Annotated in this window: 20 protein-coding genes and 1 pseudogene; 12 read left to right on the top strand and 9 right to left on the bottom strand. The window is 41.0% G+C overall.

Annotated features, from left to right (window positions below; genetic code table 11):
* Nucleotides 1-7 precede the first annotated feature (7 nt).
* From DBT_RS10810 to DBT_RS10800, 3 genes are read right to left on the bottom strand one after another with little or no spacing between them, the layout of a single operon-like run.
* Nucleotides 8-1750 carry an AsmA family protein gene (locus DBT_RS10810; RefSeq protein ID WP_067620458.1) on the bottom strand — a complete coding sequence of 581 codons (1743 nt, stop codon included), beginning with the start codon at nt 1748-1750 and terminating at the stop codon, nt 8-10.
* Between the two features lie 52 nt (nt 1751-1802).
* Complete coding sequence (locus tag DBT_RS10805; protein ID WP_067620455.1) at nt 1803-2663, bottom strand: HDOD domain-containing protein; 861 nt, start codon at nt 2661-2663, stop codon at nt 1803-1805.
* Between the two features lie 23 nt (nt 2664-2686).
* Entirely contained in the window at nt 2687-3679 is a 993-nt protein-coding gene (locus tag DBT_RS10800) for a pentapeptide repeat-containing protein (protein WP_067620452.1), read from the bottom strand.
* Between the two features lie 386 nt (nt 3680-4065).
* Between DBT_RS10800 and DBT_RS10795 the strand changes: the two genes are divergently transcribed.
* The 4 genes from DBT_RS10795 to DBT_RS10780 are packed head-to-tail and all read left to right on the top strand — an operon-like array spanning nt 4066 to nt 7937.
* Nucleotides 4066-4575, top strand: a complete 510-nt coding sequence (locus DBT_RS10795) for a single stranded DNA-binding domain-containing protein (RefSeq protein ID WP_067620449.1) — start codon at nt 4066-4068, stop codon at nt 4573-4575.
* Between the two features lie 53 nt (nt 4576-4628).
* On the top strand, nt 4629-5045 hold the full coding sequence (locus DBT_RS10790) for a hypothetical protein (protein WP_141674285.1): 417 nt from the start codon (nt 4629-4631) through the stop codon (nt 5043-5045).
* Nucleotides 5032-6597 (top strand): ATP-binding protein, encoded by a 1566-nt coding sequence (locus DBT_RS10785; RefSeq protein ID WP_067620443.1) that lies wholly within the window; start codon nt 5032-5034, stop codon nt 6595-6597. Before DBT_RS10790 ends, DBT_RS10785 begins: the two co-directional genes overlap by 14 nt.
* Nucleotides 6594-7937 carry a sigma-54-dependent transcriptional regulator gene (locus DBT_RS10780; protein ID WP_067620441.1) on the top strand — a complete coding sequence of 448 codons (1344 nt, stop codon included), beginning with the start codon at nt 6594-6596 and terminating at the stop codon, nt 7935-7937. Before DBT_RS10785 ends, DBT_RS10780 begins: the two co-directional genes overlap by 4 nt.
* A gap of 349 nt (nt 7938-8286) precedes the next feature.
* Here the strand turns inward: DBT_RS10780 and DBT_RS10770 are convergent, their stop codons facing one another.
* The 3 genes from DBT_RS10770 to DBT_RS10760 are packed head-to-tail and all read right to left on the bottom strand — an operon-like array spanning nt 8287 to nt 11325.
* On the bottom strand, nt 8287-9399 hold the full coding sequence (locus tag DBT_RS10770) for a hypothetical protein (protein ID WP_067620434.1): 1113 nt from the start codon (nt 9397-9399) through the stop codon (nt 8287-8289).
* Nucleotides 9377-10036, bottom strand: coding sequence for an HAD family hydrolase (locus tag DBT_RS10765; RefSeq protein WP_067620431.1), 660 nt, complete (start codon nt 10034-10036; stop codon nt 9377-9379). Before DBT_RS10765 ends, DBT_RS10770 begins: the two co-directional genes overlap by 23 nt.
* Before the next feature lie 14 nt (nt 10037-10050).
* Nucleotides 10051-11325, bottom strand: a complete 1275-nt coding sequence (locus DBT_RS10760; RefSeq protein WP_067620428.1) for an Lcl domain-containing protein — start codon at nt 11323-11325, stop codon at nt 10051-10053.
* A gap of 95 nt (nt 11326-11420) precedes the next feature.
* Here DBT_RS10760 and DBT_RS10755 point away from each other — a divergent pair, with 95 nt between their 5' ends.
* From DBT_RS10755 to DBT_RS10720, 8 genes are all read left to right on the top strand, one after another.
* Nucleotides 11421-12872, top strand: coding sequence for a dihydrolipoyl dehydrogenase family protein (locus tag DBT_RS10755; protein ID WP_067620425.1), 1452 nt, complete (start codon nt 11421-11423; stop codon nt 12870-12872).
* A 9-nt stretch (nt 12873-12881) separates the two neighbouring features.
* Nucleotides 12882-15545: a glycoside hydrolase family 15 protein gene (locus tag DBT_RS10750; RefSeq protein ID WP_067620421.1), complete on the top strand. Its 2664-nt coding sequence runs from the start codon at nt 12882-12884 to the stop codon at nt 15543-15545.
* Between the two features lie 84 nt (nt 15546-15629).
* Nucleotides 15630-16712 (top strand): 3-phosphoserine/phosphohydroxythreonine transaminase, encoded by a 1083-nt coding sequence (gene serC / locus DBT_RS10745; protein WP_067620418.1) that lies wholly within the window; start codon nt 15630-15632, stop codon nt 16710-16712.
* A gap of 13 nt (nt 16713-16725) precedes the next feature.
* Entirely contained in the window at nt 16726-18531 is a 1806-nt protein-coding gene (locus tag DBT_RS10740) for an intermembrane phospholipid transport protein YdbH family protein (RefSeq protein WP_067620415.1), read from the top strand.
* Complete coding sequence (locus DBT_RS10735; RefSeq protein WP_279614893.1) at nt 18524-18769, top strand: hypothetical protein; 246 nt, start codon at nt 18524-18526, stop codon at nt 18767-18769. The genes DBT_RS10740 and DBT_RS10735 overlap by 8 nt, the downstream gene beginning before the upstream one ends.
* Nucleotides 18759-19154, top strand: a complete 396-nt coding sequence (locus DBT_RS10730; RefSeq protein ID WP_067620412.1) for a YdbL family probable chaperone protein — start codon at nt 18759-18761, stop codon at nt 19152-19154. The genes DBT_RS10735 and DBT_RS10730 overlap by 11 nt, the downstream gene beginning before the upstream one ends.
* A gap of 15 nt (nt 19155-19169) precedes the next feature.
* Nucleotides 19170-19994, top strand: a complete 825-nt coding sequence (locus DBT_RS10725) for a TIGR01777 family oxidoreductase (protein WP_067620409.1) — start codon at nt 19170-19172, stop codon at nt 19992-19994.
* A gap of 195 nt (nt 19995-20189) precedes the next feature.
* Nucleotides 20190-21326, top strand: coding sequence for a DUF5666 domain-containing protein (locus DBT_RS10720; protein WP_067620406.1), 1137 nt, complete (start codon nt 20190-20192; stop codon nt 21324-21326).
* A 77-nt stretch (nt 21327-21403) separates the two neighbouring features.
* Here the strand turns inward: DBT_RS10720 and DBT_RS10715 are convergent, their stop codons facing one another.
* From DBT_RS10715 to DBT_RS12245, 3 genes and pseudogenes are all read right to left on the bottom strand, one after another.
* Complete coding sequence (locus DBT_RS10715) at nt 21404-21868, bottom strand: universal stress protein (RefSeq protein ID WP_067620403.1); 465 nt, start codon at nt 21866-21868, stop codon at nt 21404-21406.
* Between the two features lie 12 nt (nt 21869-21880).
* On the bottom strand, nt 21881-22771 hold the full coding sequence (locus tag DBT_RS12550; RefSeq protein WP_067620400.1) for a 50S ribosomal protein L11 methyltransferase: 891 nt from the start codon (nt 22769-22771) through the stop codon (nt 21881-21883).
* Between the two features lie 17 nt (nt 22772-22788).
* A pseudogene (locus DBT_RS12245) lies at nt 22789-23052 on the bottom strand (hypothetical protein); the annotation flags it as partial.

The following is a 23052-nucleotide window of genomic DNA, read 5'->3' as shown; positions in this document are numbered from 1 at the left end:
TTTAGGTTTATTTAGAAAAATCGAGGTCTAGTAATATTTTGTCGATTGTCTTACCGATTTTTTTCTCAATTTCTTTTTTTGCCTTATCTTCTATATTTTTTAAATTTAGTGTGGGGACAGGATGATGATAATCGCCTTTAATGGTTATGGGCAGTAGTGCTTTTCCCTGATCGTCTAAGAATATTTTCAGGGCCTTTTGCCTTTCTATAAATTTTTTACTTAGCTTTTGTGATAAAATTATGTCTACAGGGATGTCGAGCTTGCCCTTGAGGCCAATCTTTCCTTTGTCTATGTCTGCAGTAAAATCTTTGGCTGAAATATGGCTTTTAAAGATAATCCAGCCGTCTTCCATCTTTAGATTACCATGAATATCCCTAAAGGTTGGGCTGTTAAGTTCTTCAATCTTTAAGAGGCTTGAAAGGGCTAGTGTTACAGGGTTTTTTTGTATTTTACCATTAAATAGTTCATAGGTTCCTGAAAGGATAAGATGCCTTAATGGGTCATCCAATGGAAAAGCCCTTCCTGAAAAGGAGAGATCAGAAGAAAAGACACCAGACACAATATCCTTTGCCTTTGGTACATAAAGTTCCAAAAGCCCTACTATTGCAACCTGTTGAATGTCTAATCGTCCTTTGAATGGGACAATGGGATCGTTTAGGTCAGCGTCTACAGTGGAGTGAATTGAACCTCTGTAAAATTCTCCTATGTCCTCTTTTACTCTGAGTCGACCATTTACAAACTGATATTCGATCCTGACATCGCGACTCTTGATGCCTTTATATATCAATGTCTTGAATGAAAGAGTCCCTTTTGCTTTAAGGTCCTTTACAATGGGTGGGATGGGGGGAGGTCCTTTTGGTGTGTTGACTTTCCCCGGTGTCTTAACTGTCTTAGTGTGTGTTTTGTGTCCACTTGTCGCGGCCTTTATTTTTGTGAACAGTTCATCTGCATTCAGATTGTCTGTTGAAAGGTCAAGGACTAAATGAGGGACCGTAGTATAATTGGAAACATCACCTTTTATTTCAAAATCCCACTTATCAAGACCGACGACTGATTGAAAAGTTAGCCTTTGGGGATCGATTTCAACTTGCCCTTTTATTGTAGTGATAAGATCTTTGAGATGGGCGTCTGCCTTTAGCTCTATAGAGCCTTTGTAGAAAATATCACCTTTTGCGTCTATGTGAATTTCAGTATCTGCATCAAAGATACCTTTAATGTTTGGAAATTCCTGTTCTTGATCTGTAAAATTGATTAGACCTTCTGATACAGTAAATTTTTGTATTGTAATGGATATGGGTAGGAGAGCAGGTTGAATTTCTCTTGATGTAGGTTCTTTAGAGTCATCTTTGGGGCCTTGGTCAGGCCTTAACAGTGAACTGAAATTAAACTTACCGTTTTTTTCTCTTACGATATGTATAAAGGGTTTTTCAAGATGTAGTGAAGTAATTATTAACTTTCTGTTGAGCAAAGGAAAAAGTTCATAGCTTATTACTAATTCCTTGGCCCTGATAAAATCTGTTTTTTCATCGCTTTCTTTTAATGAAATATTTTTTAGAATAATACCTTTAAAAAGGCTGATGGTTGCGCCTTCAATGACTATCTTTCGTCTGGTAACCTCTTCGATTTTGGGCTTCAGTAAAGCAATTATTTTCTCATCTTTAAAGTAAAATTTAAGAAAAGTGCTAAATAAGATTATGGTAAAGATTATTATAATTGACGATATTGATATAATTTTTAATAATTTTTTCATGAGAGTTCCTAAGGGGTATTATTTTAAATTAGTAGTTGGGCGAATAAAAAATTTATTTCATAAGTAAGGCCATTTCTTCTGCTTCACTAATGGCCTTTTTTACAATATTATCGAGAAATGCCTCTTTAAAACCATGTCTGTCTATACAAATCTCTTTCATAAACTTTATTTCTTCGTCTATATCTAATCCATTTAGAAATCTTATATGGGAAACGAGATGAGCCGAGATAGGAGTTTCTAGGTCTGGATCAGTTTCGTGGTGGGTCAATATAGAGTTCTTTAGTTTTTCAGGAAATTCCCATTCTTCTGCCATGAGACCACCGACAATTTGGTGATCAAAACCCAGTAGCTTTTTTTCTAGCAGGGGGAGGGAAAGCCCCTCATTTTCATCCCATTGGTTTAAAGTATCACAGTATGTTTCCCTTTTCGATTTGATGAGTATTGGAATTCCAATATCTTGGAGAAGTGCTGCGGTAAAGGAATCGTCCTTTTCAGCCGGGTGTAGTTTTTCTGCAAGTTGTCTGGCAAGACTGGCTCGAAAACCAGAAGTGTACCAAAACTTTTTCAAATCCATGCATGACATTGTGATTTTAGGCAGAGAATCTCTTACCGCCAAAGGTAGAATTAGGGATTCAAGCCTTGATCTCCCCAGGAGATTTACTGCATGTACAATATTAGAAACCTTTCTACTAAGTCCGAAAGCAGCAGAGTTGACGCACTTTAAGACCATGACGTGCATACCTGGGTCTTTTTCTATCTCTTTTGCCACCTCCCTCATGGGAATGTCTGGGTCTCTCATCTTTTTTAGGGCGTTCATCACTGCCTGAGGAAAACTCGGCAGTTCAAAACCATTCAAAAGTTCCTTGATGGCCTTTTTAGGATCTTTTCTTTTCTTTATGAAAAATCTGAACATTAATTTCCCCTTTTTTCCCTGTACTATTCAGCTCGTCTTGCCATTTTATTGGAGAAGATAGAAAGGAGTCCTCCGAGCATTAAGTATCCAGTGATTACTTCAATCATGGCCACCAATTGTCCTGTGATGGTTTTTGGAACAACGTCTCCATAGCCAAGTGTGGTGAGGGTCACAACACTGAAATACAGAGGTGAGATTGGCGTAGGATAATCCCCATAATCTACACCAACTACAGTATAAAGCCATGCAAAGAACAGAGTAAGGGCAGTTACCCACAGCATCCAACGGGTCATGCTCCGTCCGCAATCCGAAGTAATGTACCATATCCAGTAAATTATATGGCACATGAGATTTTTTTCTCTAAACTCCTTAAGATAATTTTGATCTACTATAAAGCGCCTTAATTGATAGCCTCCAGCAAAATTTATGTCTCTGATATCCGTACCGATCCAGCTAGCCTTCTCATAACCGGTAATGGCTATGACCTTGGAGTGTCTGATATCTGCGTTGTCGAATCTGGCGCCTGCAACATTGGCCATACTGAGGTCTGCGTAGTTGAGTACTGATGATGTAAAATCGGCCTTTCTTAAATCAGCCTCTCTTAAACGACATGCCGACATATCTGCACATCTAAAATCTACTCCCACCAATTCAGCTTTGGTAAAGCTGCTTGACTGGAGATCCGCTTCAAAGAAAGTCGCTCCATTCAGCTTGGCCGCACCAAAACCAACTGCATGGGCCTTTACACTATTAAAATGGGCCTGGGATAGGTCTGCACCTGTAAAATCTGCCCCTGAAATGTCAGCTCCATTAAATAGGGCTTCACTGAGATCAGCCTTAAAAAAAATGGTGTCCCTTAGGTTAGCGTCCCTAAGATCGGCTTTTGAGAGATTGGCACGACTGAGGTCGGCTCCGCTTAAATCAATGCCTTCAAGGTTCAGTCCCTCAAGATTATTTATCCCAGGCGGTAGACTCTTGTGTTCTTTGATGTAATCAGCTATCTCTTTAGGCTTCATGTTTTACCTTTTAAATCTTTTATCGAGTCAATATGAAAAAGACTTTAGTGTTAGTTTAATGGAAGAATAGAGTATTGCCATCTTTGAAGGGATAACATATCTAAAGTGAAAAGAATCTCTCTAGACCTCGCCCTTTCGACAAAATTGTCGAAAGAGATTTCCCTTTGTCGATTCTAAATTTTCGCTCATCGTTCAATTCCTGTTGTAACTCTTTGTATTTACATAACATTTTTTTTGCCTTCTTTTTGGCATAGGCCTTGAATTTCATTTTAATAAAATAAAATGAAATGAAAGGAGGTAGTTATCATGAGGTAAGGTCCAAAATTAAATCCACTTTAAGAGAGATTAGTTAACGAAAAATAATTCTAAATTAAGGAGGACCAGAAATGAGAAAGGCTATAATTATAACACTTTTGTTTGTGATTATGGGTGCAACGCATGCAATTTCCTTTGGGCCAGGCGCTGCTAATTGTTTGAGCGGTAATCAGACCTCAGTTGTGCTACAGGGCAATCCTTTCACAATACAGGGTGTAGTAACTGCTATTGGCCCATACGGAAAAGGAATGAGTGTGGACACAGGTACAGATGTAGTCACTGTTTACGGTATTGGTCCAGCATGGTACTGGTATTCTAAGTCCATAGCCTATCCAACAGTTGGTGAAAATGTGTCAGTGGAAGGTCGAGAAATTACTCTTTCTGATGGCACTAAAAGAATGATTGCTACTAAGATCACCATTGGAGAAAATTCAATTGAACTCAGGGACTCTAAGACTGGCTTTCCACTGTGGCGTGGTGGAATGAAAAGACATGGTGGAGCCAATGGCTTTGGTTGTAAAATGAGAGGCTCTTGTCCAAAAATGGGGACAATGGCGCCTCAGAGTCAGGGGACAAATTAATAAAATGTTTACAGCAGAAGGGGGCTTTTGCCCCCTATGGGTATGATCTTGAAATGCAAAAAAGATATGCCTTAATCATAGCAATTATCACTTTGTTCCATGTATTTGGACTACAGTGTTCTAATGCCCAGGATTTTGCTAAATCTGGCATTGAGACACTTTTAAAGGGGAAGGTCGTATCCTTAAATTTTAGCGACAAATACATGGAGATAAAAAGTGAGCTCAATGGAGACATCTACAAGGTGTTTGTAGATGATCCAGCCAGGCTCAGGAGGATAAGGGTAGGAACGCCAATCAGGGTCGTAGCAGAAAAGAGTTTTGTCAGTGCAGGGACATTTATGGCTAGGGAGATCATGATTGCCGGAGCAAGATGTAGATGTGATCCTACGGGGGTGAGGTCTAGACTTCAGCGTGCAATGAGAGGCAGAAGCTTTGGAGGAGGATGGCACGGTCACAGTGGACATCGATAATTTTTTAACGGATAGATCCATTCCACTTTGGAAGGCCAATATCATTGTCTTTTCATGTCTGTTTATCATGGTATTGGTCTTATTTTTTTTACAAGTAGAACAAACGAGAAGGGCATTTTTACAAGACCAGATGGCCCACGCACAAATACTGTCTAATGTATTTAAATTACACGTAAGAAATGCAGTAGAGTCACAAAAGATTACAGATCAAATTGTAAAAACACATCTCAGAAATATTGCATCCTTTATTGACTACCTGGATTCTTTTGAGCCGTTTTCACCACAGGAATTGGAGTTGTTTGCCCGTAGGACTGGGCTTTATGGAATAGCCATAATAAGGCCCAATGGAAAGATAGTCACAAGCGTAAGGGAATGGTTGGAAAAATTTCCATATACATGTAATTCAAAGGAGAGTTTTAGTAGGGACCATGATGCCCATCTATTGATCCTGTCTAAAAAAGGCAGATACTCTGAGGGCTGTATTGTCTGCGCGCTTCCCTCTACTGACTTTGAAAGATTGCAGGCACAAATCGGGCTTTCATCTGTCATGAAGGCCCTACGAGATGTAAAAGGGGTTATTTCCATTGAGATCGATAGAGTAGGAGCCTCAGTCAATGGAACGGGCTTACAGTCTCCAGAGATCGAGATACAAGGAAAGACCAATTCCCCTTATGTGACAATGAGTATACCGGTTGAGAATAAGGTCCTAAAGGTGATTTTAGACGCATCACGTTACAGGGATTCAATGAATAGACTCTGGAGAAATTTCTTTCTGATTAGTCTTTTTATATTGCTAGGAGGGGCCATCTTGTCTTATTGGCTTTATAAAAAGCAAAGGCAGGAGATGAGGCGAGCAGTCTTGATTGAAAAGGCCATGAGCAGGCAAAGAGAAGATGCCATGATAGGACGTGCCGCTGCCACCATTGCCCATGAAGTTAGAAATCCCTTGAATGCAGTTCACATGGGGCTTCAACGACTTTTACTTGAGTCCGATTCTCTGGATGAGTCTGAAAAAAGGCTTTTAAAATTGAGCCTTACTTCTATTAGACAAGCAAATAGCATAATTTCAAACCTGCTCGAGTTTTCCAGACCCATTTCTCCCAAAGTAAAAGATGTCATACTGGACAAACTACTGGAGGAAGTGATCTATGTCTTAGGGCCTGAGCAAAGGGGAATTGAGGTGAAATTTACCTACAATAGACGACCTGTAAAAATTTCGATTGATCCTGAACTTATGCGCCAGGTCTTCTTAAACCTCGTTAAAAATGCTATTGAGGCCCAATCAAATGGCGGCTATTTAGATATAATAGTTGAAGATATGCCACAACGCGTAATCATCCGTATGAGAAATGGTGGAATAATGCCCAAAGAAAATCAGGTGGAACGACTACTTGAACCATACTTTACTACAAAGATTAAGGGTACTGGTATAGGACTACCTTATTCCAAACGCATTGTCAGTGCTCATGGTGGACAAATGGATGTACAGTTGAAAGATGGGGCATTTGAAGTAGAAATCACAATTCCCAAGGTTGGAGGTATACAAAGTTGAAAATTTTGATCGTAGACGATGAAGCCGTCCAACGAGAGCTCCTAAAAGGTTTCCTCGAAAAGGCAGGTCATGTGGTGTTCGAGGCCGAAGATGGAGAACATGCTGTTGCAATATTTCGGGAGGAACCCATAGATTTGGTGTTGATGGATCAAAAGATGCCGGGAATGAGCGGAGAAGAAACATTAAAAATGCTTAAGGAGATCAATCCGCTCGTAAGGTGCATTATGATTACTGCTTTTGGTTCAGTCTCTACTGCAGTGAATGTCATGAAGATAGGTGCAGACGATTTTCTCGAAAAGCCAGTGGATCTTGAATTTTTGGCTAAAAAGATTGAGGAGATTGAACAGGAACTCCAGGTTGAAAAGGACATTGAAGAGGTAGAGAAGGGGATTTGCGACGATGAATCACCCCTTCCAATTGAGATAATTGCTGAAAGTCGCGCAATGAAAAATGTCCTTTCTATGGTGAGACGAGTGAGCCCTACACCATGGACAGTCTTGATCAGAGGGGAGACGGGAACAGGAAAAGAGCTCATTGCCCGCCTTATTCATCTCTTGAGCGAGCGAAAGCATGGGCCTTTTGTCGAAGTAAATTGTGCGACAATCCCTGAAAATCTTTTTGAAAGTGAACTTTTTGGCCATGAGAAGGGGGCATTTACTGGCGCTGTTTCAAGGAGAACAGGCCTTTTTGAGAGCGCCAATGGTGGTTCCATATTCCTGGATGAGATTGGAGAGTTGCCGCTCAATCTTCAACCCAAACTACTAAGAGCCCTTCAGGAAAAACGAATATCAAGGGTGGGCTCTAGCGAGGAAATTGATGTGGATGTCCGAGTGATTGCTGCGACCAATAGAGACCTGAGAAAGATGGTAGAAGAAGAACGCTTTAGAGAGGACCTATATTTTAGGTTAAATGTATTTGAAATCACCCTCCCGCCACTTAGGTCCCGAAAGGAAGACATCCCAAAGCTGATAGAATTTTTTAAATCGAAGTATGCCTTGAGGGATGTAAGGTTTTCAAAAGAGGCGGTGGATGTGCTAATGAAATATAGTTTTCCAGGAAATGTACGAGAACTGGAGCACATAGTGCAGCGTACCATCACCCTAGCGAGGAGTAATGTAATAAGACCCTCAGACCTACCCCAAGAGGTCAGAATAGGGGAGAAGACCGCTCACGGGCCCTTGAAGGAAAGGCTTGAAGCAATGGAAAAGGAGATGATTCTCAATGCCCTTCAAGAGGCAAACTGGGTCCAGACAAGGGCTGCTGAACAACTTGGAATCAGCGAGAGGGTGTTGAGATATAAGATAGAGCGTTTGGGAATAAAGAAACAGGGGAAAAAGTAACTATTAACCCAAACTTTCATGACGAACGAATTCGTCACCCCCGTATAAAAGTGTTGAGTTTTGAGTGTTGAGCAGTTTTAAAAGTGTTGAGTTTTGAGTGTTGAGTTTTGAGTTGAAGGAAAAGGACTTTAGAAGTTTTGAGTGTTCAGTGTTGAGTCGAAGGAAGAGAACTTTGCCCTTTAAACTTTTTATGACAGCTTCGCCCTTCAGCCTCTGGCTTTTGTACAGGCAGGGCTTGCTTCTTCCTTCTACCTTCTGCCTTCTACCTGTTATACTAGTCGAATTATCCCAACGGGTATTTTCATGGTCAATTATGCAATTGGTGATCCCATAATTTGGGATTAATGAGTTAAAAATAGTAGCCAATACTAAAGCTGATCAGGTTTCTTTCAAAATACTCATCTACGAAAGACGAGTCATTTTTTGAGTAGTCATACTTGAGGGAAAGTCCAAATTTTTTGTAAGATTTTATGAGACCTATAGAAAAGAATTTTGAGTAATCTACCCTATTTCGGGATCTTTTTTCTCTGAAACTCGCTCTGTACCAGCTCAGTTGGGTAAAGACATCGAAATTTTTGGGCATGGAGACAGTCATGGTGATACCGCTTCCGTACCGGGTAAAGCTCTCAAACTTGATAGATGAAAATAGCCTTTGACGATTGAAGAAAATAGAGACCGAGGTGTTGCTCAAAAGATCCTTTTGAATGGATAGGTAAAGTTGTTCGACTCTATCGTCCCTATTGGGGTCTTTATTAGCATTTAAATTCCCCTGTAGGAGGGGGCCCATTCCCATACCTGATCCAATGAATCTTTGGGCAAATTTCTTTTCTGCTATTGATTCAAAGGCTGCTCTGAAGATATCGATCTCTTTAGGGTCTCTCATACCCCCGAGTGGGCTCATGTGGCCAGAGCCATTAGGTAGAGTCCCACTCAAAGATCTTCCAGACACACTCTCACTCGCTCTCCTATAATCAAGCCAGCCCACTGAGAAGGTAAATTGGATGCCAATGTCCTCATAGGGATAATATTCCATTGCCAATCCAACTGTGGCAACGTCGCGATCGTCTTCTGGGATAACGCCGCTTCTGATCCGCGTACCTCTTAGAAACACTGATGGCTTGAACGTACCCCTCTGATTGATGAAGCTCAGGTTCGCCTCTGCCTCGGTGAGGGAATCAGATTCTCCTTTAAAATATCTTTTCCAGTTGCCTCGGACATTAAAAGTTAAAAGCGTGGCCTCTCCAATACCAAAACCTTGGTTTAGGTCCACTAGGAGACTAGAGAATCCGGAACCCTTGCCTTTGGGTAAAATGGCAGGGTTGGAGTCATATCCATTCCCCAGTTCAACTGATCCAAAGAAAGAGAGGGCATCTTTTTCAGTAAAAAGGACTGTGGTGCCCATGACTATGACAAAAACTGTTATGATCTTTAGAAAATTTTTATTTTGTATGACAAATAGCACTTTTTAGTTCCCTGTGGTCTTCTACTACCATATCGGCCTTTTGTAAGTGTTGTTCATCAAGGGTGGTCTTTATAGCTATACAGGAGGCGCCGGCCTGTTTTGCAGACAGTATGCCGGATGGGGCATTTTCAATTGCAACAGCTTCATCAGATGTTGCTCCCAGTGCCTCAATGGCTTTCAGATACGGATCGGGATAAGGTTTTCTCCTTTCAACGGAATCCCCGGTAATCACGCAGTTAAAATATGCCAAAATTTCTTTTGGCAAAATAGAGTTCAGAATCTCTCTATGGGAACTGGTAACCAGGGCTGTGGATGCACCCATGCCAAAAAGGGTCGAAAGTATCTCTGGTATTTCTGGATACGGACTTACTAAGACCCTATAGCGTTCCTGAAAGATCTGTTTTTGTCGCGCCAATATTTTTTCAAAATCGTTTTTTGTTATAGTGCATCCATTGTTACAAAATAGCTGTACTGCTGTGTCAGGTTCAATTGCACCTTCATAGAGGTAGAGTAGATTTGGGGAAACTGTCAGCCCAAATTCTTGAAACGCCTCCTGCCATGCCTTTACATGATAGGGCATACTGTTTAAAACAACTCCATCCATGTCAAACAGGTAGGCCTTGAATCTCAACTTCATCGTCTCCTTTTGCTTTAAATATTAAGTCGCGCTACATGCCTTGCAAAAAGGTAACAGTTTTTGTCCTTATAGCCAATAAAGCCATTTTGTACATTTGCACACCATGCCTTTTTTTTGTTAACACAATCAGAGCTCCATAGCCATGACTTTTCCACATCAAATAGGCTCACAATACAGTGGCCTGTCTTATGGGGAACAGGGTCTAGAATGGTCAAAAGTTCATCAATGGTTGGAAGGTGCCAAGTACTGACTCCACCAATACGTTTTTGATTCAGTGATTGTGTTCGCATCACTGCCTGAGACCATGTCATAGGAGAGGCAGAGCCCAAACTTTCCCAAAGAAGGCCAGTTTCTTTATCGAAGACAAGTTTGCTATTTAGTTTTTCATAGTCGTTTTTAGTCCAAATCATAGGTCTAAAGGATTCATCCAGATTGAAAGTCTGTCTTGCCTGTGAAGGAACAAGCTGGATTGGATCAGTGCGTATGTAACCTATTTTATTGGTATTTTTCTTTTCTTTTTTATACTCAAAAGTAGGCCTAACGGGACACCTAGACAGGGTTTTTTCCCTCCAAGACGAAAAGAGCTGGGAGAGTGCTCGTTCCATCTCAAGGGAGTCATTAAACCTGTCTTCGGGATTCTCTGATAGTGCCCCCTCCAAGAATGTATCCCAAGACCTGTCACAGTCAGGATTTAGTCTATGTAGAGGGCAGTCTTTTTGGGGGAGATGGCCAGAAAGCATTTTGTATAATACTAGCCCGACTGAATACAGATCTGTTTTTAATGGTCGAATACTGAGATCATTGTTCTTCAAGAGTTCGTATAGATACAGTTCATGGGTATGGCCTACGAATACAATACGCTTGTCAATTGCGGCCAGCACCCGTTTAATCCCCTTTTCCGGCACCATATATATGTAAGTCTTGAAAGAATTCGGGGGAAAACCATGGACAAGGAGGGCATGGTTCGTCTCTATTGTATTTGGAAGAGTCTTTAAAAAATCAAGGCTTTGATCGCTGAGTAATTTTCTTGTCATTGCAACAACTGTTCGTGCTTGGGGATTGAACCATCTTTCTGCACATACTGCATTAACAGCATAATCATGATTTCCCATGACGCATTTTATTTTGAGGGCCTGTGCAAGGCGAACAACACCATCTGGTTCCGGACCATAACCAACTAGGTCTCCAAGAGACATGATGGTGTCTACTCCATTGGATTCCAAGTCTTTAAGACAATTGTCCATGGCCTCTAAATTGCCATGAATATCTGATAGAATGGCTATCTTCATCGATATTTTAAATTGACACCCAGTTCTTATATATCCTATGCTGAGATAAGATATCAGTCCAGGTCTGTCTTTTCTCGTTTTAAAATGGAGGCACAATGGCCAAATATGATTTTGACCTAATTGTTATAGGTGGAGGTGCGGCAGGTCTTACAGTTACGGCAGGTGCTGCACAACTTGGAGCCAAGACCCTTCTCATTGAAAAGGAGCCAAATCTTGGAGGAGACTGTCTACACTATGGCTGTGTGCCAAGTAAGACCCTTATAAGGACTGCGCGTCTGTATCATCAAATGAGACGTGGACCTGAGTTTGGTCTACCCCAGGTCGAGGTCCCTCCAGTAGAGTTTGCCAAGGTGAGAGACAGGATAAGGCATGTGATAAATACCATTCAAAAACACGATTCCCCTGAACGATTCTGTTCTCTTGGGGCCAAGGTGATATTTGGATATCCAGAGTTCGTTGACGAACATTCAATTTCAGTAGAGGGCAAAATCTACAGTGGAAAAAAAATATGTATAGCCACTGGATCTGGTCCTATGATTCCCCCTATAACTGGAATCAAAGATGTATCGTATCATACTAATAAAACGATTTTTTTTATGGATAAGCTTCCTAAAGAGCTAACTATACTTGGAGGTGGCGCCATTGCCATAGAAATGGCGCAGGCCTTTTCCAGGTTAGGGTCCAAGGTTACGGTAATTCAAAGGAGTGAACGCATTCTCAAGAACGAAGATCCTGATTTTTCTGAGGAGATAAAAGGTATCTTAGAGGAAGAAGGGGTTAAATTTTTCCTTGGGACCAAGATCAAATCTATTACGCCAATAGGTGGTGGTGTAAGGGTTGATATTGGTATAAATGAAACCGGTGATGACATCGCAGTCCAAAGTGATGCCATCCTTATAGCACTGGGAAGAAAGCCAAATATCGATGGTCTTCTTTTGGAAAAGGCCGGAGTGGATTTTGATAAGCAGGGCATTAAGGTCGATGATAGGCTTAGAACGACTCAGAAACACATCTATGCAGCCGGAGACGTCATAGGAAAGTATCAGTTTACCCATGCCGCGGGTTACGAGGGAGGGATTGTCGTCACAAATGCCGTATTTCGAATCCCTCGAAAGGTTGATTATACCTATATGCCAAGGTGTACTTACACAGACCCTGAATTTGCCTGTATTGGCATGAATGAATCTCAGTGCAAGGCATCTGGAACTGATTATGAACTCTTTGAAGAGAGTTTTGATAGGAATGACAGGGCAATTTGCGAAGGGGCTGAAAGAGGGGAGATTAAGCTACTCCTGGATAAGAGTGGTACACCTTTGGGAATTCAGATCCTTGGGTCGAGGGCTGGAGATCTCCTTTCCTATTGGGTTGTAGGCCTTAAAGGAAGGGTAAAAACTTCAACCCTTGCACAGGCAGTGCATCCATATCCAACCTTTGGGGAAATCAATAAGCGTGTTGTAGGGGCCTTTATTTCCAAAAAGGTGTTTTCAGATAGAGTGAAAAAGGGCCTAAAATTTTTCTTTAATCTAAAAGGAAGGGCCTGTGGGTAGCATCAAACGATGCCACTGGGAATAGAGGATTATGGAATAATTGGAGACCTTTCTACGGCCGGCCTCATTGGAAAGGACGGTTCGATAGGCTGGCTTTGTGTTCCCTACTTTGACTCTCCAAGTATATTTGCCGACATACTCGATGCAGAAAATGGCGGCACCTTCAGGATTAGTCTCGAGAAAACAACTGATTTTTCGCAAAGATACCTAGAGGACACCGCGATTATTGAGACGAATATGCGTTCCAATGACGCTGTCCTGTCAATTGTTGACTTTATGGTTATAACAGCGGACCAACAGACTTCTTTTCCTCTGAAACGAGGTCTCTTTAGGAGGTGTCTTTGTAAAAGTGGGAACGCAAAAATTAGAGTCATCTTTGCCCCACGGTATCCCTATGCCAAATATAGCCCCAAATATGAAGACAGTGGATCGGCCCTTAAGGTCGAATTTAAGGACCTAAAGTTTCATCTCTTTTTCTATCCGGCTTTGAACTTTGACCCCCAAAAAGAGGTCTTTGAATTTTCCTTGTCTCAGGGAGAGGAGGCGTGTTTTTTTCTACCCATCGGAAATGAAAAATTAAAGGATTTCCATATAAATCCCCAACTTGTACATAGAATATTTAATAAAATTTATACTTTTTGGACCAATTGGATAGAGACAAACGAGACAGGCCAGATCCTTGATTTTGGTCCCTTTGAAAGGCTCATGCGAAGGTCTGCCATCACTCTAAAACTCCTTCAGTCAAAGGATACTGGGGCTATTGTAGCTGCACCAACCACCTCCCTACCGGAACAGCTCAGAGGAGCCAGAAACTGGGATTACAGGTTTTGCTGGATTAGAGACGCCGCCTTTACAGTACAGGCCCTATATCAACTGGGACATTTAACAGAGATGGAAAATTACCTGTCCTGGATAAAACAGTTGTTGAAGAGGGATGGGGCAAAAGGACTACAGATCATGTACGGAATCAGGACAGAGCAGACAATGGAGGAACAGGTATTAGACCACTTAGAGGGATTTAGGAGCTCAGGGCCTGTTAGGATAGGAAACGCTGCGCATCTTCAGAGACAACTCGACATCTATGGGGAACTTATGCTAGCTGCCACTCACCTTTCAGACTATGTGGGGCGGATAGATCTAGATTTTTGGGAATATCTGAGGGAAATTTGTAATTATGTTTCAAACACGTGGAGACTACCAGACAACGGAATATGGGAGGCGAGGTTAGGGGAACGGCACTATGTATATTCAAAGGTCATGTGCTGGAATGCCCTTGATAAAGGGATTTATATAGCTAAGAGGTATGGTTTCCCAGGCGAGGTCTCTCTGTGGAAAAAAGAAAAAGACGAGATCAGAAAAGAGGTATTAGAAAAGGGATGGTCTCAGGAAAAGCAATCATTCGTACAGACATATGACAGTGACAAATTGGATTCCAGCCTCCTTTTGTTACCGCTTACAGGTTTTATCCAATTCAAAGACCCCAAAATGCTCTCCACAGTGGAAAGTGTGGTGGAAGAACTTTCTAGTGGATTCCTCCTTTATAGATATTTGAATGAAGATGGCATGCCACGAGGAGAGGCCCCCTTCACCTTATGTACTTTTTGGCTAGTGGAAAATCTGGTTGGTCAGGGACGACTTGGCGAGGCCCAGACCCTCCTTTTTGAACTCTCCAACATGGCCAATCACCTAGGACTATTTTCAGAGGAATTTGACTATGACTGGAATATGTTTCTAGGAAATTTTCCACAGGCCTTAACCCATATTGGCTTTGTAAATAGTGTGTCTTCTTTTAGAAGAGCATTGGCTCAGAAGGAAAACTCTACTAGAAGATCGAAGTTAACTAGCGGTGACCTCAAAAAGAATAGAAAGATCCTAAACGATGGGGATTCATCCTACGTCTTTTCATCTCCTCAAGAGATAGGAAAGCGTCTAAAGGATACAATGAATATATTGAGAGGGGCCTTTTTTAAATCTGAATCTAAGAGAGTGGCCTATGAAGAAATGGCCTTTTCACCACTATACGAAAATTATTTGGATATTGCAGGAGCATTAAAACGGATTGATCTCAGCAAATTAAAAGACGATTCTGAGAAGATGCCATTTTGGATTAATCTCTACAATGTAATGACCATTCATGGGGTAATTTCTTGGGGCATAAAGGACTCTGTAAAGGAAATTTCAAACTTTTTTAGACAGGTGAGATACAACATAGGCGGCTACATCTTTTGCCTAGATGATATTGAGCACGGTATTTTAAGGAGAAATAAGAGGCCGCCCTGGAGTATCTTTAGACCGTTTTCATACGGAGACCCAAGAAGGGCATTTATGGTGGAGCACCTCGACCCAAGAATACACTTTACCCTTGTGTGTGCTTCGTCATCTTGCCCTCCAATCTCTATTTATTCACCTCAAGAGCTTGATATGCAACTTGATACCGCCGCAATGATCTTCATAAATTCCGGAGGGGCAAGACTGGTAAGACAGGAAAGGCTCCTCATTTTATCGAAAATATTTAAATGGTATGGTGCTGACTTTGGCAAGACAATGGAGGAACGCCTTCTTTTCATTTCTAAATATTTTTATGATGAACAAGACAGGCTTTTTGCCCAAAGTGACCATTCGGGGTATAAAGTGAGATATATTCCCTATGATTGGAGACTGAACCGAATTTAAAAAATGTTGGATAAAAGATATGGCAAGATGCGTTATTGCGTGCTAATTCAAAGTGGCAAAAAATATAATTAGGAGAGGAGTAAAATGCCGGAAAGAATCTACAATTTTAGTCCAGGTCCAGCTACACTGCCCTATGAGGTACTTCAAGAGGCCTCTAGAGATGTCTTGAATTTTCGCGATAAAGGCATAGGTATCCTTGAGATCTCACATAGATCAAAGGAATTTAGTGAAGTCATCCAGGAGGCCGAGGCAGATCTTCGAGAACTAATGGATATTCCAGATGACTATTATGTGCTGTTTTTACAGGGTGGGGCATCAACTCAATTTGCAATGGTACCCATGAACCTCCTCATGCCTGACAAAAAGGGTGCTTATTTGAATACAGGCACTTGGGCAAAGAAGGCCATTAAAGAGGCAAAGACCATTGCCAAGGTACAGGTGGCCTATTCAAGTGAGGACTCTTCCTTTGATCATGTCCCCACAGATGATCAATATGATGTAGATGAAGATGCAGAATATCTCTATTTCGTGTCCAATAATACCATCTATGGTACTCAGTTTCACAAGTTCCCAGAAAAGGGGAAGATGCTCGTAAGTGATATGTCCTCGGACATCCTTTCAAGGAGGTTTGATATCAGGCCTTTTGGTCTGATCTTTGCCGGAGCACAGAAGAATATGGGACCAGCAGGTGTTACCGTGGTGATTGTGAGAAAGGACCTTGTCAATCGTGCTCCAGAAAATCTTTCCACCATGTTTAAGTATAAGACCCACGCAGAAAAGGGATCGATGTTCAATACACCTCCGTGCTTTTCTATTTACTGTGTGGGAAGGGTCCTCAAGTGGCTAAAGGCCAAGGGTGGAGTAGATGCCATTGAAAAGATCAATAGAGAAAAGGCAAAGATACTTTATGACGCTATTGATAATTCAGACTTTTATAAAGGCCATGCCAGGCCAGATTCACGTTCCTTTATGAACGTCACCTTCAATCTCCCAACCCCTGAACTGGAGAAAAAGTTTGTAGAAGAGGCAGAAAAAGAAGGCCTTTCAGGGCTTAAGGGCCACAGGTCCATTGGTGGTATAAGGGCATCTATCTACAATGCCTTTCCAGTTAAGGGAGTTGAGGAACTTGTAGAGTTTATGAAAGAATTTGAAAGAAAGAATGGATGAGAAAACATAAGTTTTGAAAAAAGCCTTTTTTAAACGGATAGTAATAACTGTATTTTTAATTGGGGGCCTAATATATGTGTCGGCCCCCTTTTTATTAAAAAGAGTTATTTTAAATAATCTTAAAGAGTTCTACCCTGATTATGACATCGATTTTAAAGTCACAAGAATTGGTCTGACAAATTTAGAGTTTTCAGACCTTCGCATTGATAGCCCATCTTTGCCTTTTATCTATATTGGCGATCTGGATATAGTCATTTCTCCATGGCATCTACTGAAAGGAGAGACTAATGAGGTACTGAGATCTTTGTCTGTATCTAGAGGGATAGCCCTAGACAATTTCTTTTCATTCGATCTTCAAAAGGCCCAAGATGAAGGCGGAATCCTTTATTCAGGTCATTATAGGGTAAGATTGTCAAGGTATGAATATTTTGGGAAAAATATTTCCGGAAAGTTACGTATAGGTCTCTTTGGGGATGGGCATTTAAATTTGTCATTAGATGGCATACCGAGCACTCCTACGGTGTGGGAGAGTTTTAATTTAAAACTAAAGAGCGATCTGAATTTTAAAGAGATTAATCTAAATTCCAAAATAGAAGGATTAAATATCTATGCTGGGGGCAATAGTATTTCTATTTCAGAAGTCTATACAGAAGGGTCTTTACGGAACATAGGGAAAAATTACCTTTTAAATGGTGAGCTAAATGCACCTAGCATTGGGTTGGCATCAAATAAAATCGGCCCTTTAAAGATCAATATAGAAGGGAATCAAAAGGCTATTTCAGCCAAAGCGCTACTGGTCTCCAATTCCATACTTGGAACAGATTTGATTTTTTATTTGAAGTACAATGAATTAGATCACGCCTCTTATGCATCCTTAAGGCTTCCAGCTACAATGGTAAACATTCCTGATTTGTCAATCGTAGATAAAGACTTTGCTGGGATTTCCATCTCTGGATTGGTTAGTCTGGCGGGAAAGGCCGATCTAAGCCGTTTAGAAGATGGCGTAGAGGCAGAAGTAGAGTTTGAACAAGGCAAGTTAAGTGATAAAGAGAATAAATTGGAGTTAAGAGGCATAGAGACTAAGATAGAGTTTAAAGATGCAGCACGATTTCTCATCCCGCCTTCTCAACACCTAAAAATTAAAAGGATAGTCTTTGGAGATTTCAAGTTTGAGGACATTGAATCGACCTATTCTGTGATTCCGCCTTTTGGAGTTTTGATTGAAAGTATCAGGGCTAAGTGGGCCAAGGGCTCCGTTTACACCCATGGCATCGTAATCCCTAGCCAGGAGGGTGAAATTAATGGTATTATATTTTGTGATAGAGTAAATCTTGCAGACGTATTGGCTCAGTTCGGGATCAACAAGGTCGAGGGAGATGGGGTGGTAAGTGGTAAAGTACCCTTTTCATTTGGTCAAAAAGGCTTGGTCATAGAAGATGGAGTTTTGTTTTCCCAGCCAGGGAAGGGGGGAAAGATAAGGATTGGTGAAGCAGAATTGATTACAAGTCAATTACCACCATCAAATCCGCTTTTTACACAGCTGCAGTTTGCTAGTGCTGCATTGAAGGACTTTGACTACGACTGGGTAAACGTCTTATTGGGAATGAAGGGCGAGAATCTCGTTGTTTCCATACAGCTTGATGGAACTCCAGCGTCGAAACTACCCTTCAGATATAATCCTTCAAAAGGCGTATTTGAGCCAGCTCATAAGGCTAATGGGATAAGGCAAAAGATGCGGCTTGATGTAAATTTAAACGTGCCCATAAATGAACTTTTGAGGCTGAAGAGAGGTATTGAGAGGAGAATCTCTAATGAATAGAGGGAGATTGTTTTTTGTTGCCGTTTGTTTGGTCTTTGGCGCTTCAATAATGGGGTGCACAAAACACCAAATTGAGACCAAGAGCCAGGTAGAAGTTGCACCAATTGAGGTAAAGCCAATTCACATAACAATAGACGTTAATCTAAGGATAGAAAGGGCCCTTAATGATGTTTTTAAAGACATCGATGAGGTGGAAACACAGGAGACTTCAAAGGGAGGCAAGGTAAATGGAAAGTAAAAAAAGTTACTACTCCTTGGTTGGTTGTATGATATTCTTGATGTTTTTTGTAGGAATGAATTATTCGGCTTTTGCCGTAGATCCTATAAAAGAAGCAAAGGCTAGGATGCTTAAAAGAATCCCGGCCATCTTGGAATTAAAACAAAAGGGAATAGTTGGTGAAAACAATAGAGGTTTTCTGGAATTGATAAGGCAAGACAAAAGGGCAAAGAAGCTAGTAGATGATGAGAATAGAGACAGACGGATCATTTATGCATTTATCAGTAAACAACAAGGGGTTTCTATTGATGTGGTTGAGAGATTGAGGGCTAAACAAATACGTCATAAGGCGCGTCCTGGAGAGTGGCTTCAGGACCAAACAGGGCGCTGGTATAAAAAAAGATAATAGTCGAGTGAGAAAATGAAGATCGCAATTACTGGGGCCAGTGGTTTCATAGGGAGTCATTTGAGAAGGCGTTTTAAAGATCATCGTGTCATTAAAAGAGATGACAGCATTGATGATATTTCAAAAAAGCTGGAGGGCATTGACTGCCTAATAAACTTGGCAGGTGCCCCAATAATTAAGCGTTGGACAGATGAGTATAAAAAAACACTTTGGAATAGCCGTATTGGAACAACAAAGAAGCTTGTAGCCGCAATAGAAAAGAAGGCACCGCGCATCTTTATATCTGTTTCTGCCGTGGGGATTTATCCTGACAGTAAAGAATGTGACGAAGATTGTGTTGGCACCTCAGAGGACTTTCTGGGAATGCTTGCAAGCCAGTGGGAAAAAGAGGCGCAAAAGGCGCAATGTCCTACGGCGATATTTCGTTTTGGAATGGTTCTTGGAAAAGATGGTGGGGCCTTAAAAAAGATGCTGCTTCCCTTTAAGCTCGGCCTTGGAGGCCCTATAGGGTCGGGTTCAATGGTTATGAGCTGGATTCACATAGACGATCTCATAAATGCAATCTCTTTTGTAATAGAGAGGGGTCTTACAGGAATTTTTAATGGTGTTTCACCGAATCCTGTAACAAATAAAGAATTTTCAAAGGCATTGGGACAGGCATTAAATCGACCTGCAATAATCCCTATCCCCATATTTTTTTTAAAAATCCTCTATGGCGACGCTTCGGTGGTGCTTACTGCATCTAAGATAGTATATCCAAAGCGTTTGCTTCAAGAAGGCTTTAGGTTTGAATATCCTGCGATCCAGGAAGCCCTCACGGATTTAATAGCCAATCAATAGACTATAGCAGCTGACAATACCAATTCCCAGCAAAAATCCCCTCATTTTTTGTGTTGAAAGCATGAAAAGTACCCTGGGTTTGCTTTAAAAAAGTCCTATTAAAAGTTTGTTCTTTGAATAGGTCTTAGGCGAAAAAATTAAAGTTATTTTAAAGTAGTGTCGATAAACATTAAAAAAAATTAAAAGGAGGTTATTATGCTAGACCTTAAGAAGTGCCATTTTTTGGCCTTTTTACTAGCTGGAATGCTGTTTTTCTTACCCAAAATAGTGGGAGCACAGGTTGAGGAAGATGACCTCACCTTTAGTGGAGAGGTTGTTTCTGTTGGAGGCGACAATATCACCATAGATGTTGGGGGTAACAATGTTACAGTGCCTGTAGATTCAACAGTAGAAAATGACATGGATGGAGACGACGCCCTTGAAGATATGCTTGAAACATTGGTGTCAGGAGACCAAGGTGCTAATGGTACAGCTATTGAGATTGGTGAAATTGTTGAGATGGAGGCAAGTTTTGGAAAAAGGGGGCTTCTTTTAAACAGGATGCGTAGGCCTTTCAAACGAGATGTTTTATGGCTGGGGCCCGCAAGTTATGAAGACGGTAATCTCACTTGTGCGGGAATTAAGGCAAGGGTTTTAGATGAAAGTGCTGGAGATCCGTTTTCCACACTAATTATTGGCCAATATGGCGAGAAAGTTTCCATTGGGGACCTGGATCTAACCAGTGTTAGGGTGAGAATAGGCTATAGTGATGACAATGGATATTTTGTAAAAAGAATTGTCCAGGGACCTATCCTAGACATTAGAGGACTAATTAGTGAGGTAGATGAAGACCAATCACATATTACCGTTAATGGTCTATCTATTAGTCTAAATGACAATACTGTCATTCGGGCATTTAGGTCTATTTTAGTATCTAAAGGGCTTGATAGGTCTGTACTTAGATCAGGCTTGCCAGTAAGGGTCCTGGCCCAGTACATCAATAATGAATATTTTGCTGTGGGGATTTTAGTGCTTCGTCAAAATCTCGTACGATTTAGGGCACTTATTAATGAAATTGAGGATGATGGGACGGCCGTTATTCAGACCCCGGGAACACACCTTACCCTTAAAGTAAAACTCGACACTACCCAAAATGATCTCAAGCCTGGAGATTTCGTGACCTTTTCAGGTGAAATCTTTGAAAATGGTCAGATAGGTATGAAAAATATTGGTAAGGTCGGACAAAGGTCTTCAAGAGATATCTTGACTCCTGCCCCTTCTTTTGCAAAGCAGCCAAAGCGCCCACAGCATCCTGGAGTTGGTGGTAAGATTGGCAGGCGGATTATGAAATAAAGCGAAGTCTACAATTCATAAGGGATAGCTGAGTAGACAGTCACCCCCCGACGTTAAAAATCGGGGGGGTGATATTTTTAACTTTCTTCTCCCCATCCATAAGGTACACAGAGAACAGGGCATGGTAGGAGACGAACAACCTTTTCTACAGTGCTTCCAAAAAAGATCTCAGAAAGCTGCCCCTTTCCCCTGCTTCCGTAACCTCCCATAAGAATCAGGTCTACCTGTAGTTCTCTTGCCTTAATGGAAATTTCCTGGAACGGAGTCCCGAAACTAACTATTGTATCCTTTACGATTGATTTGGCATCATTTCTATCTATAAAAGCTCTCATGGCTTGATGAGCTTGATTAATAAGGCGTTCTTTTGTTTTATCTAGAGTTTCCTTACAGTATTGGGAAATTTGACGAGCTATAGCTTCATCAATAACATGTATTAGAATACACTCTGCATTAAATTTCTCTGTGAGTTTTTTGGCATAGGCGACACCATGAGCTGCGCAATCTGAAAAATCTACTGGAATTAAGATAAGCGAAAGATTCATGTTTTGATCCTCCTATTTTTCCCACACAGTAGTAAACCACCCCTCAATATTGAAAGACTTTATGGGCTTAAACTTATTGTTATGGTTGATTAATGCGCCAGTTTGGCACTGCCTTAGCCAGTGATGAGTTGCTTTCGATTTACTACCTGAAGTTATTACGATTGCTCCTGACTTTAAATCGCTCTCTACAAGTCTTTTAGAAAAAATCTCCATTACGCTTGGGACCATGTTTGCAATTATGAGGTCATAACCTTGCAAATCAGTTTCCAAAGCAGATCCTTTTAAGAAAGACAATCGTTCTTTTGGACAATTGTTAAGTCCTGCATTTTCTCTAGCTTCTTTTATGGCTTCTTGACTGATGTCGATTCCCACTACCTTTTTAGCACCTAAAAAAAGTGCTGCTAAAGACAGTATGCCTGATCCTGTCCCACAATCCAAGACAATTTTTTCACTAAGGTTGCCGCGTCTAAAGAGCCAAATTAGCGCAAGTAATGCGCCTCTTGTGCTGGGATGGGTGCCGTATCCAAAAGATTGTTGACACTTAATAAAAATATTCTTTATACAGCCGTCTGTTCTATCCATGGGAGATGGTGGTTTTGATTCTCCCACAGGCACTATCCTTAAGGTGTTTTCAAGGAGAAGAGAATTATTTAGAGGGATGTCTACATCCTTGTCAACAACCGAAATGGAAAAAGGTAAGTCATTAGGAAATGACTTCGAAAATAGTTGGAGCAACTTATTTATTTCATGATCATTGTTGAATCCTGTGATTAAAAGAGTTTCTATATCATATTTTTTTACAGTAAGGCATGAACCAACTGGATGTGAATTCAAAATAGATACTATCTTATCTATTAGATCTTTTTCTCTATTGAAGATTTTTAAAATTAAAGAACCTTGCAATATATACCACTAAACCACTAATTTTTTTCTTTTTTAGAAGTCAATGTCTCCACCTTGGAATTTTCTATGATGACATCATATTTGTATCCGGCTCCAAAGTCTTTATCTGCATAAAGTGTTCCCTCAATAGCTATTACGTCTCCGGGATTGGGAAGAGCATTGGTGGTTATGACCAGCTCAGTGGGCGTACCCTCCTTACCACCTGTCCCATCTTGGATGTGTACCCAGTTTTTTCCCATAATCCCAGTAAGTACCTTTGTAACGTAACCATTTACCCGGAC

Origin of the sequence: Dissulfuribacter thermophilus (genome assembly GCF_001687335.1) — a bacterium.
GTDB classification, from domain to species: Bacteria; Desulfobacterota; Dissulfuribacteria; order Dissulfuribacterales; family Dissulfuribacteraceae; genus Dissulfuribacter; species Dissulfuribacter thermophilus.
Note: the sequence above shows the minus strand (reverse complement) of the source record. Positions and strands in the feature narration are given on the sequence as shown.